The organism is Microbacterium oryzae (assembly GCF_009735645.1).
GTDB classification, from domain to species: Bacteria; Actinomycetota; Actinomycetes; order Actinomycetales; family Microbacteriaceae; genus Microbacterium; species Microbacterium oryzae.
Genome location: NZ_CP032550.1, coordinates 2,065,145 through 2,079,932 on the forward strand (window position 1 = coordinate 2,065,145; position 14,788 = coordinate 2,079,932).

The 14,788-nt window shown below is 70.5% G+C and carries 11 protein-coding genes and 1 pseudogene; 8 read left to right on the plus strand and 4 right to left on the minus strand.

Features of this window, described 5'->3' with window-relative positions:
- Positions 1–56 precede the first annotated feature (56 nt).
- Positions 57–584: an adenine phosphoribosyltransferase gene (locus tag D7D94_RS09650; protein ID WP_156242401.1), complete on the minus strand. Its 528-nt coding sequence runs from the start codon at positions 582–584 to the stop codon at positions 57–59.
- Positions 585–636: 52 nt separating this feature from the next.
- Between D7D94_RS09650 and D7D94_RS09655 the strand changes: the two genes are divergently transcribed.
- The 3 genes from D7D94_RS09655 to D7D94_RS09665 all read left to right on the plus strand — a co-directional run bounded on the left by D7D94_RS09655 (position 637) and on the right by D7D94_RS09665 (position 2,468).
- On the plus strand, positions 637–1,215 hold the full coding sequence (locus D7D94_RS09655; protein WP_156242402.1) for a hypothetical protein: 579 nt from the start codon (positions 637–639) through the stop codon (positions 1,213–1,215).
- A complete protein-coding gene (locus D7D94_RS09660) occupies positions 1,215–2,078 on the plus strand; it encodes an endo alpha-1,4 polygalactosaminidase (RefSeq protein ID WP_156242403.1) in 864 nt (287 codons plus the stop codon). Before D7D94_RS09655 ends, D7D94_RS09660 begins: the two co-directional genes overlap by 1 nt.
- A gap of 117 nt (positions 2,079–2,195) precedes the next feature.
- Complete coding sequence (locus D7D94_RS09665; protein ID WP_156242404.1) at positions 2,196–2,468, plus strand: GlsB/YeaQ/YmgE family stress response membrane protein; 273 nt, start codon at positions 2,196–2,198, stop codon at positions 2,466–2,468.
- Positions 2,469–2,691: 223 nt separating this feature from the next.
- Here D7D94_RS09665 and D7D94_RS09670 read toward each other — a convergent pair whose 3' ends face one another.
- Positions 2,692–3,846 carry an ROK family transcriptional regulator gene (locus D7D94_RS09670; RefSeq protein WP_156242405.1) on the minus strand — a complete coding sequence of 385 codons (1,155 nt, stop codon included), beginning with the start codon at positions 3,844–3,846 and terminating at the stop codon, positions 2,692–2,694.
- A 115-nt stretch (positions 3,847–3,961) separates the two neighbouring features.
- On the opposite strand from D7D94_RS09670, the gene D7D94_RS09675 reads away from it, so the two are divergent.
- The 5 genes from D7D94_RS09675 to D7D94_RS09695 are packed head-to-tail and all read left to right on the plus strand — an operon-like array spanning position 3,962 to position 10,496.
- Complete coding sequence (locus D7D94_RS09675; RefSeq protein WP_156242406.1) at positions 3,962–5,260, plus strand: ABC transporter substrate-binding protein; 1,299 nt, start codon at positions 3,962–3,964, stop codon at positions 5,258–5,260.
- Complete coding sequence (locus D7D94_RS09680) at positions 5,257–6,168, plus strand: carbohydrate ABC transporter permease (protein ID WP_156242407.1); 912 nt, start codon at positions 5,257–5,259, stop codon at positions 6,166–6,168. Before D7D94_RS09675 ends, D7D94_RS09680 begins: the two co-directional genes overlap by 4 nt.
- Positions 6,168–7,064, plus strand: a complete 897-nt coding sequence (locus D7D94_RS09685) for a carbohydrate ABC transporter permease (RefSeq protein WP_156242408.1) — start codon at positions 6,168–6,170, stop codon at positions 7,062–7,064. Before D7D94_RS09680 ends, D7D94_RS09685 begins: the two co-directional genes overlap by 1 nt.
- Before the next feature lie 34 nt (positions 7,065–7,098).
- Entirely contained in the window at positions 7,099–8,775 is a 1,677-nt protein-coding gene (locus tag D7D94_RS09690) for a glycoside hydrolase family 13 protein (protein WP_156242409.1), read from the plus strand.
- A 35-nt stretch (positions 8,776–8,810) separates the two neighbouring features.
- A complete protein-coding gene (locus D7D94_RS09695; RefSeq protein WP_156242410.1) occupies positions 8,811–10,496 on the plus strand; it encodes a glycoside hydrolase family 13 protein in 1,686 nt (561 codons plus the stop codon).
- A 67-nt stretch (positions 10,497–10,563) separates the two neighbouring features.
- Here D7D94_RS09695 and glgB read toward each other — a convergent pair.
- Together glgB and D7D94_RS09705 are read right to left on the minus strand one after the other, a co-directional pair.
- A pseudogene (gene glgB / locus D7D94_RS09700) lies at positions 10,564–12,783 on the minus strand (1,4-alpha-glucan branching protein GlgB); the annotation flags it as partial.
- A complete protein-coding gene (locus tag D7D94_RS09705) occupies positions 12,780–14,780 on the minus strand; it encodes an alpha-1,4-glucan--maltose-1-phosphate maltosyltransferase (RefSeq protein ID WP_156242411.1) in 2,001 nt (666 codons plus the stop codon). The gene D7D94_RS09705 and the pseudogene glgB, both read right to left, overlap by 4 nt.
- Positions 14,781–14,788: the final 8 nt, after the last annotated feature.

Consider the following 14,788-nt stretch of genomic DNA (forward strand, 5'->3'; position numbering starts at 1 on the left):
CCGACGACAGAAGGCGCGTCCCCGCGAGGGGACGCGCCTTCTGTCGTCGTGCCGGATCAGGCGGATTCGCGCGCCGTGAAGAGGGTGTGGACGTCGCCGACATGGGCGCGGCCGCCGAGGTCGGAGAGCTCCAGCACGACGGCGGAGCCCGCCACCTCGGCGCCGAGGTCGCGGATGAGCTGCTGCGCGGCGGCCAGCGTGCCGCCCGTGGCGAGGACGTCGTCGAGGAGCAGGACGCGCTCCCCCGGCTGCAGGACACCGGGGGCCTCGATCGCCGCGGAGCCGTACTCCAGCTCATAGGAGACCGCCGCGGCGGGCTTCGGCAGCTTGCCGGCCTTGCGGATGGGCAGGACGCCCACACCCGCGACCGCGGCCACGTAGCCCGCGAGCAGGAAGCCGCGCGCCTCGATGCCGCCGACGATGTCGAAACGGCCGCGGAAGGGCTCGGCGAGCGCCTCGCACACGTCGCGCAGGGCGCGGGCATCGGCGAGGAGCGGGGAGATGTCTCGGAACAGCACGCCCGGCTCCGGGTAATCCGGAGTGAGGTCGATGAGCGATTCGGCACGGGCGAGGGCGTCGTTCACTCGCCCCAGGGTACCGGCGGCGGCTGTGCGGACGACGCCCTAACCTGGACTCATGACGCGACTGCTCGCCGACGCCGACCCCGCTCGCTGGGTTCCCGTGACCGGCCGCGGTTTCCGCGGCGGCCGCCACCGCAAGGCGGCCATCCGGATGCTGCTGAGCGGCGCGGGAATGTCGCAGGGGACCCCGGGATCAAGCTTCGTCTCGTGGGTCGCGAATCGCGCGGCGACGGCGATGATGCGGCGATCGGATGGCCGTCTGCTCGCGTGGGTGTGGAAGGACGACCCCGATCGACTCGCCGCCCTCGGACAGGTGCAGGAGCTCACGCCGCAGCTGCGCACGGCCCGCGCGATGATGCCGATGCAGTACGACGACACCGAGGACTTCCGCTCGCCGTACCTCGGCACCGGGGAGAAGCTCGTGATGGACATGCCGCAGAGCGAGAGCGCGCTGCTCACGGCCACCTACACGTGGGACACGGGCACGCAGCTGGTCACGCTGCAGGCCGCGTCCTCCGACCGCGAGCGCTTCCGCACGATGCTCCCCGCGATCGAGGACCTCGCGCGCACCCTGCGCCTCTCCGACGATCTCGAGGTCGGCGAATCCAACATCCTGCGCCTCCCGCCCGCCTGATGCGGCGCACCGCAGGCCCCGCCGCCGTCGCGCTCGTCGCGCTGCTCTGCGCGGGGTGCGCGACGACCACGCCGAGCGAGCGCAGCGTCCGCCTGCCGCCGGAGGGCGGAGCGCTCGACTACCAGCTGGGCGGTGCGTATCCGCCGCCTCCCGGCGTCGACATCGTCGCCCGCGACCGTCTGCAGGCTCCGCCGGACGACGTCTACGCCATCTGCTACGTGAACCTCTTCCAGACGCAGCCGGACCCCGAAGGGGCGGCCGAGGCCGACCTCGAGGGCACGACCGCGTGGTGGGAGGAGGAGCACCCCGAACTCCTGCTCCGCGGCGACGACGGCGCGCCGGTGATGGATCCGGAGTGGAACGAGGCGCTGTTCGACATCCGCACGGCGGCGAACCGGGAGGCGCTGTCGGACATCCAGGGCGCCTGGATCGAGGGCTGTGCAGACGAGGGCTATGACGCCATGGAAGCCGACAACCTCGACCAGCACGAACGGTCCGAAGGACTGCAGACCCTCGACGACGCATTGGCGTACATGCGCGTGATCATCCCGCTGGCTCACGATCGCGGCCTCGCCGTCGCGCAGAAGAACACGGCGGAGCTCGGCGAAGCGGGCCCTCAGCTCGGCTTCGACTTCGCCGTGGCGGAGGAATGCGAGGTGTACGACGAGTGCGACGCCTACCGCTACCCAGGCCGGGTCCTCGAGGTCGAGTACACCGACACCGAGGACGTCACCCGCGACGGGGTCACGCGGTCCGCGTTCGCCTGGGCCTGCGAGCGACGCGCCGGCGACCATCCCATCACGCTGCGCGACCGCGATCTCGTCGCGACCGGGGAGGCCGGCTACGTCTTCGAGCGCTGCTGACGCGCGGATACCGTTGCGACGTCGGCGGTGTCAACCCCGTTCATAGCAACCACTCAGCCACGTAGCTTTGCTTCAGCGGCGCACATCCGCGCACCGCTCTTAGAAGGGAGCAGTCACATGGGCTTCATCGCATTCCTCATCCTCGGCCTCATCGCCGGAGCCATCGCGAAGGCCATCCTGCCCGGACGGCAGGGCGGCGGCTGGATCGCCACGCTCGTTCTCGGCGTCATCGGCGCCTTGCTCGGCGGATGGATCGGAACGGCCATCTTCGGCGTGGGCGTCGACGAGTTCTGGGACCTGGGCAGCTGGCTGCTGGCCATCGGCGGGGCGATCATCGTCCTGCTGATCTGGGGCCTCATCACGGGCCGCCGCGGCAGCGCCCGCCGCTAAGCGGGACCGGCACACACAGCGTGCCAAGAGGTTCGGATGGCCGGCGCATCGGGGGGATGCGCCGGCCATCGTCATGTCCCGGGTCTTTCGTCGGACATTGAGGCGAGGGAGCGCAGCGACCGAGACGAAATGCCGCAACCCGGCCTCGGGAACGGCTCTCCGCGTTTCGTCTCGCTCCGCTTGCTCAACGACCGGGGCTCACCGCGTTTCGTCTCGCTCCGCGTCAGGGGCGCGGGGAGAACGCGGACGGCTCGGCACGCACGCGGGCGAGCGCGAGCTGCACCGCACCGAGCACGACGACCCGGCCGCCGAGCTTGCTCGCGACGAGGCGCGGCACCGATTCGGAGAGCCCGGCCGCCAGCGCCTCCCGGGCGCGGATGAGCACGGGCTCCACCGCATCGGCGATGGCCCCGGCGACGACGATCTGCTCCACGCCGAGCAGGCTCGAGAGCACGACCGCGACCCGCGCCACGCGCTCGCCGAGGCGCCGGATGATGTCGAGCGCCGCGCCATCCCCGGAAGCCGCCGCCCGGAAGACCGCCTCCGCGTCGACCTGCTCGCCGCCCTCGATCAGCGCGGCCCGACCCCACTGGCGAGCCAGCGCGCCGATCCCCTCGGCGGAGCCCACGCCGTCGACGAGGTCGAGGAAGTGCATCTCGCCCGCGCCGCCGAGTGAGCCGCGCAGCAGGTGTCCGTCGAGGATGATCCCGGTGCCGAGACGCTCGCCTGACAGCACGGTGGCGACATCGCCGGTGCCGAGCCCGTGCGCCTGCTCCGCGACCGCCGCGAGGTTCGCATCGTTCTCCACCACGACGGCGGCCGGGACGATGCCCGCGTAGCCGGGGTTCATACGCGTCCAGAAGTCGTTCCGCCCCCGCGGCGAGCGCCCGTCGGCGTCCACGGGAGCGGGGATCCCCACCACCGCGAGCAGCACGTCCTCGCGCTCCACGCCCGCTCCTCGCACGACGCGTTCGGCGAGTGATGCGGCCGCCGCCCGGCGCTCGACCCCGTCGGCCTCCGGTCGGATGTCCGTGCTCTCCTCGGCGAGGACGGCGCCGCGGAGATCGGCGATCACGGCGGTCACCCGATGCTCGCCGGCGTCCATGCCGAGCACCACGCCGGCCTCATCGCGCAGCCGGTAGCGCCGCGCGGGGCGCCCCCTGCTCGTGAGCCCCGCCGCCCTGCTGTCCTCGACCTCCACGAGCCATCCCGCCGCGACGAGGTCGTCACAGACGCCCAGCACGGTCGCCCGCGCGAGCTGCGTCTCGGCCATGACCTCGGCGGCGGTGAACTCCGGCATGCGCAGCGCGAAGCGCACCACGACATCGGAGTTCATCCGGCGCAGCACCTGAGGCGAGTTCGCCGTGCCTAAAACCATCCCTCGACCCTACTGACCCTCTTGACTTCGACACGTCTCGATGAGACAGTGTGCTCATTAGATTCGTTGTCTAGATTTAGTCACCGAATCAATCTCCGCGCAAGAGAGGACGAGGATGTCTGTGAAACGGAGAAGGACGGCTCGCGTCGCCGCCGGCGGCGCCGGGCTGGTGCTGACGGGCGCACTGATGGCGGGCTGCTCGGGCAGCGGCACCGAGACCGTGCATTTCGCCTTCAGCAAGCGCGAGGCCATCGGCTTCATGACCGAGGTCGTCGACGAGTTCAACGCCGCGCAGGACGAGGTCCAAGTGGAGCTGGACACCTCGGGCATCGACGTCGTGGCGGCGAGCTTCGTCCGCGGCAACCCGCCCGACCTCCTGCTGGCGAACTACAACCACGAGGTCTCCCGGTTCGTGCAGCGCTGTGCGCTCGTCGATCTCTCGGAGACCCAGGCCGCCAGCACCATCCGCGAGGACATCGACGACCTCCTCAGCCAGTACGGCGAGTGCGAGGGCCGCACGACCGCGCTGCCCTACTCCGCGATGGCGGCCTCGGTCATCTACAACAAGGAGATCTTCGCCGAGCACGATCTCGAGGTCCCGGAGACGTGGAGCGAGCTCATCGAGGTCGCCGACACGCTCAAGGCGGCCGGCGTCGCGCCGTTCTACGCCACCTTCGCCGACGCGTGGACCGTCAACCAGGGGTGGTTCGACTACGCCGTCGGCGGGTCGATCGACGTCTTCGACTTCTACGAGCGGATGGCCGAGCAGGGCGCCGACGTCGGTCCCGACTCCCCCGTGTCGTTCCAGAAGGACTTCCTCGAGCCCGTCGAGAAGATGCAGCTCCTGGCGCGCGAGTACACGCAGCCCGACGCCGCCAGCCGCACCTACGACTTCGGCAACGTCGCCTTCGCGAACGGCGAGGGCGCCATGTACCTCCAGGGGCCCTGGGCGTTCAGCGAGATCGCGAAGACCGCTCCCGATCTCGACCTCGGGACCTTCCCGCTCCCCATGACCGACGACCCGGCCGACCTCAAGGTGCGCGTCAACATGGACCTCGTCACGATGATCCCGGAGGAGGCGCAGAACAAGGAGGGCGCCTTCACGTTCCTCGAGTACCTCTTCCAGCCGCAGATCATCCAGGAGTACAACGAGTCGCAGCTCGGCTTCGTCCCCACCACGACGGGCGAGGACCCGCGCGACCCGCGCATCGAGGGGATGATCCCCTTCTACAACGACGGCGCGGTCTACCAGGGCCCCGGAGTCCTCAACCCCCGGGCCATCCCCACCGAGAACTACGCGCAGTCGCTGGCGCTCGGTGAAGACGCGACCGCGGTCCTCAGCCGGATGGACGCGGACTGGGCTCGACTGGCGTTCCGCCAGCCGGTCATGTCGAGCGAGGAGACGGCGAAGTGAGCACCACCACGACCATCCTGACCGGCGGCGACCGCCGCGTGCGCCGCAGCCGCAAGCGCGTGGAGCCGATCTACTACCTCTTCCTCCTGCCCGCGCTCGCCCTGTTCACCCTGGCGATCACGCTCCCCGCCGTCATCGGCATCTTCTTCAGCCTCACCGACTCCATTGGCATCGGCAGCTGGCGTTTCGTCGGCTTCACGAACTACATCGCTGCCTTCAGCGACCCGGCCATCCTGTCGAGCTTCCTCTTCACGTTCGGGTTCTCGCTCGTCACCGTCGTGCTCGTGAACGTCGCCGCGTTCCTGCTCGCCGTCGGCCTCACCTCGCGCATCCGCTTCAAGACCGGCCTGCGGGCGATCTTCGTGATCCCCATGGTCGTCTCGGGCATCATCATCGCCTACGTCTTCCAGTTCCTCTTCCAGAACTCGCTGCCCGCCGCCGGCTCGGCCCTGGGCATCCCGTTCCTCGAGACGAGCATCCTCGCGAATCCCGACCTCGCGTGGATCGGCATCGTCATCGTGACGGCCTGGCAGGCGATCCCCGGCACCCTCCTCATCTACATCGCGGGACTCCTGTCGATCCCCGGCGAGGTGTACGAGGCCGCAGACATCGACGGCGCATCGAAGACGCAGCAGCTGCTGCGGATCACGCTCCCGCTGGTGGCCGGCTACGTCGTCATCAACGTCATCCTCGGCTTCAAGAACTTCCTCAACGCGTACGACATCATCGTCGGCCTCACTAACGGCGGCCCGGGCACCGCCACCCGCAGCATCGCGATGACGATCATCCGCGGATTCCAGACGGGCGACTACGCCTACCAGATGGCGACCGCCACGCTGTTCTTCATCATCAGCGTCATCATCGCCATCGTGCAGCTCTCCCTGACGCGCGGAAGGAGCGCTCTCTGATGTCCACCACCACCGCCCGAACCGACAGCACCCGGGCCATCGTCACCGGCAGGCGCTCCTCCTCGAAGGTCGGGATGGAGCGGGTGAGCTGGTCGGGGACGATCCTGCTCCTCCTCTGCGCAGTCACCGTGCTGCTGCCGCTCTACGTCACGATCTCGATGTCGCTGAAGACGGGGCAGCAGGCCGTCAGCGGCAATGCGTTCTCGCTGCCGGCGCCGTTCAGCGTCCAGGGCTTCATCGACGCCTGGCAGCTGACGAAGTTCCCCGTGGGCTTCGCGATGTCGCTGTTCGTGACCGCCGGCACCGTCGTCGCCACGATCATCCTCGCCGCCTTCGCCTCGTTCGCGATCGTGCGCAACTGGGACCGTCGGCTCTTCCGCTGGTCGTTCTTCTACCTGCTGGGCGCGATGTTCATTCCGTTCCCCGTCGTGGCCCTGCCGCAGATCCAGCTCACAGGGCGCGTCGGGCTCGACAACCCGCTCGGCGTCGTCCTGCTCGCGACGATGTTCCAGCTGAGCTTCAGCGTGCTGCTGTTCACCGCGTTCCTCCGCTCGATCCCGATCGAGCTCGAGGAGAGCGCCCGCATCGACGGGGCATCGACGTGGCAGACCTTCTGGAAGCTCATCTTCCCGCTGCTCGCCCCGATGAGCGCGACGGTCGGCATCTTCGCCTTCCTGTACGCGTGGAACGACTTCATGATGCCGTCGCTCATCATCTCCGACGCCGACCTGCAGACCCTGCCCGTGCGGCAGAACCTGTTCCAGACGCAGTTCAGCAGCAACTACAACGTCGCCTTCGCGTCGTACCTGATGGCCATGGCCCCGGCCATCATCGCCTACCTGTTCGCGCAGCGCTGGGTGATGGAGGGCGTGACCCAGGGCGCCGTCAAGGGCTGACCGCCGTTCCGGATCCCGAGGAGAATCAGAGCCGATGACAGACACCCCCGCGATCGCCGACGCCGACTGGTGGCGCCAGGCCGCCGTGTACCAGATCTACCCCCGCTCGTTCGCGGATGCGAACGGCGACGGGATCGGCGACCTGCGCGGCATCACGTCCCGCGTTCCGTACCTGCGATCGCTCGGCGTCGATGCGGTGTGGCTGAGCCCGTTCTACCCGTCGGCGCTCGCCGACGGCGGGTACGACGTGGCGGACTACCGCGACGTCGACCCGCGCATCGGGACGCTGGACGAGTTCGACGCGATGGTGGCCGCGCTGCACGGCGCGGCCATCCGCGTCGTCGTCGACATCGTGCCGAACCACTCGTCGAACGAGCATCCGTGGTTCCAGGCCGCGCTGCGCTCGGCCCGCGGCTCGGCCGAGCGCGAGCGCTACATCTTCCGGGATGGCCGGGGCGACCGCGGCGAGCTGCCTCCGGCCGACTGGCCGGCGACGTTCGGCGGTCTCGCGTGGGAGCCCGTGGGTGACGGCCAGTGGTACCTGCACAGCTTCGCGAAGGAGCAGCCGGACTTCAACTGGGACAATCGCGAGGTGCGCGACGACTTCCTGAAGACCCTGCGCTTCTGGTCGGACCGCGGCGTCGACGGCTTCCGCGTCGACGTGGCGAGCCTGCTCGTGAAGGACCTCACGGAGCCGCTTCCGTCGCAGGCCGAGCTCGACGCGATCGACCGCGACTCGGGAGTCCATCCCCTCCTCGACCGCGACGAGGTGCACGAGGTCTACGCCGAGTGGCGGGCCGTGTTCGACGAGTACGACCCGCCGCGGACGGCCGTCGCCGAGGCGTGGGTGGACTCGCCGGCCCGGCGGGCGAAGTACGCGTCTCCCGCCGGGCTCGGCCAGGCGTTCAACTTCGACCTCCTCACCGCGGACTTCGCCGCGGAGCCGTTCCGCCGCATCGTCGCCGACAACCTCGCGCAGTCGGCGGCGAGCGGTGCCTCCTCGACGTGGGTGCTCTCCAACCACGACGTCACCCGACACGCCTCCCGCTACGGCCTGCCCCCGCTGGACGGGCGGGCGGGCGTGAAGCAGGGCGTCGAGTGGATGCTCGCAGGCGCGCCCGCCGACGGCATCGACCGCGAGCGGGGGCTGCGTCGCGCTCGCGCCGCGACGATGTTCCTCCTCGCCCTCCCCGGCAGCGCGTACCTCTACCAGGGCGAGGAGCTCGGCCTGCACGAGGTGGGCGATCTCTCCCCCGAGGACCGCCAGGACCCGGCCTACCACCGCTCCGTGGGTCAGCCGGAGTGGACCTACGACGGTCTCGGCAGAGACGGATGCCGTGTGCCGCTGCCCTGGACGTCGACCGGGTCGTCGTTCGGCTTCGGCCCCGACGGCGCCCACCTGCCGCAGCCGGCCTGGTTCGCCGACGTGGCCGTCGAGGTGCAGGAGGACGACCCCGCGTCGACGCTCACTCTGTACCGCGAGGCGCTGCGGCTGCGCCGCGAGCTGCAGACGGCGGAGACGCTCGACTGGGACGACGCGCTCTCCCACGACGACGTGCTCGTCTTCACCCGACCGGGCGGCTGGACGAACGTGACCAACTTCGGCGACGAGCCCGTTCCTCTGCCCGAGGGCGACCTGCTCCTCGCCAGCACGGCCATCCACGACCGTCGCCTGCCCGGCGACGCGACCGCCTGGATCCGACGCCCGTGACCACCGCCATCCGCCCCTCGTATGAGAGAGACACCATGACGACACTGACCGAGACGACCGACCCGCTCCTCGTCCCCGCCGCCGACTGGTGGCGCCAGGCCGCGGTCTATCAGATCTACCCCCGTTCGTTCGCGGATGCCAACGGCGACGGCATCGGGGATCTGCGCGGCATCATGTCGCGGATCCCGTACCTGCAGACGCTCGGCGTCGACGCGGTCTGGCTGAGCCCGTTCTACCCGTCCGCGCTCGCCGACGGCGGGTACGACGTCGACGACTACCGCGACGTCGACCCGCGCATCGGGACGCTCGACGAGTTCGACGAGATGGTGCGCGAGCTCCATGCCGCGGGCATCCGCCTCATCGTCGACCTCGTGCCGAACCACTCGTCGGACCGGCACGTGTGGTTCCAGGAGGCACTCGCCTCGCCCCCCGGATCGCCCGCACGGGAGCGGTACATCTTCCGCGACGGCCGCGGCGAGAACGGCGAGCTGCCCCCCGCCGACTGGGAGAGCATCTTCGGCGGCCCGGCGTGGACGCGCGTCGCCGACGGCCAGTGGTACCTGCACCTCTTCGCCCAGGAGCAGCCGGACCTCAACTGGGACAACGAGGAGGTCCGTGCGGACTTCCGGGCGACGCTGCGCTTCTGGGCGGACCGCGGGGTGGACGGCTTCCGGGTTGACGTCGCGCACGGCCTGGCCAAGGACCTTCCGGAGGAGCTGCCGTCGACGGCGGAGATGAAGGACATCACGGCTCCCGGGCAGCACCCGCTCTGGGACCGCGACGAGGTGCACGACATCTACGCCGACTGGCGCCGCGTCTTCGACGAGTACGACCCGCCGAAGATCGCCGTGGCCGAGGCCTGGGTCGAGTCGACCCGCCGGCCGCGCTACGCGAGCGCGGAGGGACTCGGTCAGGCGTTCAACTTCGACCTGCTCGAGGCCGAGTACGACGCCGCCGCCTTCCGGACGATCATCGCCGACAACCTCGCGATGTCGGCGGAGTCGGGATCGTCCACGACGTGGGTGTTCTCGAACCACGACGTCGTGCGCCACGCCACCCGCTACGGCCTTCCGCAGCCGGCGCACGAGGTCGATGCGACGGAGATCATGGCGGGTCCGAGCAAGGAGTGGCTGGTCCGCGGCGCCCCCGAAGCGGAGCTCGACCGCGACCTCGGCCTGCGGCGCGCGCGAGCCGCGACCCTGCTGGAGCTCGCGCTGCCCGGCTCCGCGTACCTGTACCAGGGCGAGGAGCTCGGCCTCCACGAGGTGGGCGACATCCCCGACGGCGCGCGCCAGGACCCGTCGTTCTTCCGCAGCGCGGGCGCGGACATCGGGCGCGACGGCTGCCGCGTGCCGCTGCCGTGGACGACAGAGGGCCCGTCGTTCGGATTCGGCGAGCGCGGCGCGCACCTGCCGCAGCCGACCTGGTTCGCCGACGTCTCCGTCGAGGCGCAGGAGGACGACCCGTCCTCCACGCTCAACCTGTACCGCGAGGCGCTGCGCCTGCGGCACGAGCTGCAGACGGAGGAGACGCTCGCCTGGGACGAGGAGCTCACGCACGGCGACGTGCTCGCGTTCACCCGCCCGGGCGGATGGGCGTGCGTCATGAACTTCGGCGATGCCGCGGTGCCGCTGCCCGAGGGCGAGGTGCTCCTCGCGAGCGGCCCGCTCTCCGACGGCGAGCTGCCCGGCGCGACGACCGTCTGGCTGCGCCGCGGCTGAGCGGCACAGCCGAGACGCCGACGCGCCGCCTCCCCGCAGGGAGGCGGCGCGTCGGCGTCTGAGGAGGTCAGCTCCTGCGGCGGAACCACACCGTCGCGAGCGGCGGAAGCGTCACGTCGGCGTACGCGGGCCAGCCGTGGTGCTCACCCGCCGTCGCCGTCACGCCGCCCATGTTCCCGACACCCGAACCGCCGTACGCCTCGGCGTCGGTGTTGAGGCACTCCTCCCACTCCCCCGCCGCGGGGAAGCCGAGGCGGTACCCGTGGTGCGGCATGGCGGCGAAGTTCGTCGCCGACAGCAGCTCCTCGCCATCGCTGCGGCGCACCCAGGCGAACACGTTGCCGGCGGCATCGTCGCCCTGCACCCACTGGAACGACGCCGGGTCCCCGTCCGAGCGCCAGATCGCGGGCGACTCCCGATACCGCGTGTTGATGTCGCGCACCGCGGAGCGCAGCCCCTCGTGCTCGGGGTGGTCGAGCAGCCACCAGTCGAGCTCGCGCGACTCCGCCCACTCGGCCTCCTGGCCGAACTCCGATCCCATGAAGATCATCTGCTTGCCCGGATGCGCCCACATGAACCCGTAGTACGCGCGCAGCGTGGCCAGCTGACGCCATCGGTCGCCCGGCATCTTCCGCAGCAGCGAGCCCTTGCCGTGCACGACCTCGTCGTGCGACAGCGGCAGCACGTAGTTCTCGCTCCACGCGTACACGAGCGAGAAGGTCATCTCGCCGTGGTGGTAGCCGCGGTGCACCGGGTCGCGCTGCAGGTACTGCAGCGAGTCGTGCATCCAGCCCATGTTCCACTTGAACCCGAAGCCGAGTCCGCCGTCGCTCGTCGGTCCCGTCACGCCCGGCCACGCCGTGGACTCCTCCGCGATCATCGCGATGCCCGGCACCCGCTTGTACGCCGTCGCGTTCAGCTCCTGGAGGAACTGCACGGCCTCGAGGTTCTCGTGTCCGCCGTGGATGTTCGGGGTCCACTCCCCGTCCTTCCGCGCGTAGTCGAGGTACAGCATCGACGCGACGCCGTCCACGCGCAGGCCGTCGGCGTGGAACTCCTCGAGCCAGTACAGCGCGTTGGCGTACAGGAAGTTCCGCACCTCGGGACGACCGAAGTCGAAGATGTGCGATCCCCACTCCTTGTGCCAGCCGCGCTGCGGGTTGGGGTCCTCGTAGAGCGGCGAGCCGTCGAAGCGCACGAGCGCCCACTCGTCGGTGGCGAAGTGCCCGGGCACCCAGTCCAGGATGATGCCGATGCCGGCCTGGTGCAGCCGGTCGATGAGCAGGCGCAGGCCGTCGGGGTCGCCGAAGCGGCTGTCGGCCGCGTAGTAGCCGGTGACGTGGTAGCCCCACGAGCCGCCGAACGGGTGCTGCATGACGGGCATGAGCTCGACGTGCGTGAAGCCGAGGTCGGCCAGGTACGGCACGAGCTCGTCCGCCAGCTGCTCGTACGAGCGGTCGCGACGCCACGAGGCGAGGTGCATCTCGTAGATCGACATCGGGGAGTCGACGCTGCCGCCGGAGGCGCGCGCGGCCATCCACTCGTCGTCGCCCCAGGCGTACTGCGAGGAGAAGACGCGCGATGCCGTGCGCGGCGGCACCTCCGCCCACTCCGCCAGCGGGTCGGCCTTCTCGCGCCACACGCCGTCGGCCCCGAGGATCTCGTACTTGTAGGCGGTGCCGTTGCCGATGTCGGGAACGAACAGCTCCCACACGCCGCCATCGAGCCGCCGCATCGGGTGCTCGCGTCCGCTCCAGCCGTTGAAGTCGGCCTTGATGCGCACGGCGCGGGCGCGCGGCGCCCAGACGGCGAAGGCGGTTCCGGTGACGTCGGGCGCGACGCCGAAGCCGTCGTAGCGGTGCACGCGCGCGCCGAGCACCTGCCACAGCTGCTCGTGGCGCCCCTCGCCGATGAGGTGCAGGTCGACCTCGCCGAGGGTCGGCAGGAACCGGTACGGGTCGTCGCGCTCGATGGGCTCGCCGCCCTCGTATGCGATCTCGAGCCGGTACACGGGAACCTCGGCGACGGGGAGCACACCCGCCCACACGCCCTCGTGCTCGTGCGCGAGGGCGACCACGGCCCATCCATCGGGGTTCTTCCGCGTCGGGGCGTCCAGCCGGTATCGCACCGTCACGGACTGCGCGAGCGGCTTCAGCACGCGGACCGTCACGGCTCCGTCATGCGGATGCGGGCCCAGGACCGTGTGCGGGTTGCCGTGCTCGCCGCGCGCGATCTGCGCGAGCACCGCGTGGTCGACGGGGCGAGCGGATGGCGATGCGGCGCTCACGAGATGTCCTCTCGGATGGTGGTGGCCGATTCCTCGACGAGCGGACGCACGGTGAGGATGTGCGCGACCTCGTACCCCGGGTCGAGCCGCACGTAGTCGTGGGCGCCCCAGGTCCACTCCGCTCCGGTGAGCTCGTCGCGGACGACGAACTGCTCGGGAAGCCCCGCGGCCTCCAGATCGAGGTGCACGACCGTCTCCCGCGTGCCGTGGGGGTCGAGATTGATCACCGCGATCACGGTGTCGCCCGCCCCGTCGGACTTGGAGAAGCAGAGGATGTGGTCGTCGTCGGTGTCGTGCACGACGATGTTGCGCAGCAGCTGCAGCGCGGGGTGCGCGCGGCGCAGCTGGTTGAGCTGCGTCACGTACGGCGCGAGGGTGCGCCCCTCCTGCTCGGCGCCCTCCCAGTCGCGGATGCGGATCTGGTACTTCTCGCTGTCGAGGTACTCCTCGCTGCCGGTCTTCACCGCGACGTGCTCGTAGAGCTCGTACCCCGCGTACATGCCCCAGGAGGGCGAGCTGAGCGCCGCCAGCGTCGCGCGCATGCGGAAGGCCGCCGGGCCCCCGTACTGCAGCGACGCGTGCAGGATGTCGGGGGTGTTGACGAAGAAGTTCGGCCGCAGCAGGTGGTCGGTCTCGTGCGACACCTCGCGCAGGTAGTCCTCGATCTCCTCCTTCTCGGTGCGCCACGTGAAGTACGTGTACGACTGGTGGAAGCCGACCGCGCCCAGCGTCCGCATCATGGCCGGGCGCGTGAACGCCTCGGACAGGAACAGCACGTCGGGGTCGGTGCGGCGGATCTCGCCGAGGAGCTTCTCCCAGAAGGCGACGGTCTTGGTGTGCGGGTTGTCGACGCGGAAGATCCGCACACCGTGGTCCATCCACACCCGCAGCACGCGCAGCACCTCGTCGTAGATGCCGTCGAAGTCGTTGTCGAAGTTGACCGGGTAGATGTCCTGGTACTTCTTCGGCGGGTTCTCCGCGTACGCGATGGTGCCGTCGGCGCGCGTGGTGAAGAACTCGGGATTGGTCTGCGCCCACGGGTGGTCGGGGGCGGCCTGCAGGGCGAGGTCGAGGGCGACCTCGATGCCGAGCCGGCGAGCCCGTCGCACGAACGCGTCGAAGTCGTCGAACGTGCCGAGGTCGGGGTGGATGGCGTCGTGCCCGCCGTGGCGGGAGCCGATCGCCCACGGCGACCCGGGGTCGTCGGGACCCGGCGTGAGGGTGTTGTTCGGGCCCTTGCGGTTCACCTCGCCGATCGGGTGGATCGGCGGGAGGTACAGCACGTCGAAGCCCATCGCGGCGACCGCCGGCAGCCGCTTGGCCGCGGTCTTGAAGGTGCCGCTGCGCACCTTGCCCGTGCGGCGGTCGACGCGCGCGCCCTCCGAGCGCGGGAAGAACTCGTACCAGCTGCCGAACAGCGCGCGGGGGCGGTCGGCGAACAGCGGGTAGGGGCCGGCCGTGGTGAGCAGGTCGCGCAGCGGGTGCGCGTGGAAGAGCGCGACGAGCTCGTCGCTCGCGAGGTCGGCCATCCGCTCCTCGGCCGCGCGCGAGTCGTCGGTCGCGACGGCGAGCGCGGCGTCGAGGGCCGCGGTCTCGTCGGCGGAGAGGTCTGCGCGGTCGATCCGCTCGAGCAGCAGCCGCCCCTCGAGGAACATGAGGTCGACGTCGACGCCCGCGGCGATCTTCACGCTCGCGTTGTGCTCCCACGTGCCGAGGGAGTCCGACCAGGCCTGCACCTCGAACGTCCAGGGACCCTCTGCGTCGGGCGTGACCCACGCCTCGTAGCGGTCGGTCCCCTTCACCAGCTCGCGCATCCGGACGGGCGGCCGGCGACGGCCATCCGGCCCGGTGAGGACCACCTCGGCCCCCAGCAGGTCATGGCCCTCGCGGAACACCGTCGCGCGGACGGGGAGGGGCTCACCGCGCGTCGCCTTCGCCGGCAGCGCGCCGCCCTCGATGAGCGGGTGGACTTCGATCACGGGGATGCGGCCGATCATGGCTCAAA

Bases quoted from the DNA above. Each gene is read 5' to 3' on its own strand.
- D7D94_RS09655 (WP_156242402.1), top strand. From the start codon at position 637: ATGACGCGACTGCTCGCCGACGCCGACCCCGCTCGCTGGGTTCCCGTG.
- D7D94_RS09660 (WP_156242403.1), top strand. From the start codon at position 1,215: ATGCGGCGCACCGCAGGCCCCGCCGCCGTCGCGCTCGTCGCGCTGCTC.
- D7D94_RS09665 (WP_156242404.1), top strand. From the start codon at position 2,196: ATGGGCTTCATCGCATTCCTCATCCTCGGCCTCATCGCCGGAGCCATC.
- D7D94_RS09670 (WP_156242405.1), bottom strand. From the start codon at position 3,846: ATGGTTTTAGGCACGGCGAACTCGCCTCAGGTGCTGCGCCGGATGAAC.
- D7D94_RS09675 (WP_156242406.1), top strand. From the start codon at position 3,962: ATGTCTGTGAAACGGAGAAGGACGGCTCGCGTCGCCGCCGGCGGCGCC.
- D7D94_RS09685 (WP_156242408.1), top strand. From the start codon at position 6,168: ATGTCCACCACCACCGCCCGAACCGACAGCACCCGGGCCATCGTCACC.
- D7D94_RS09690 (WP_156242409.1), top strand. From the start codon at position 7,099: ATGACAGACACCCCCGCGATCGCCGACGCCGACTGGTGGCGCCAGGCC.
- D7D94_RS09695 (WP_156242410.1), top strand. From the start codon at position 8,811: ATGACGACACTGACCGAGACGACCGACCCGCTCCTCGTCCCCGCCGCC.
- D7D94_RS09705 (WP_156242411.1), bottom strand. From the start codon at position 14,780: ATGATCGGCCGCATCCCCGTGATCGAAGTCCACCCGCTCATCGAGGGC.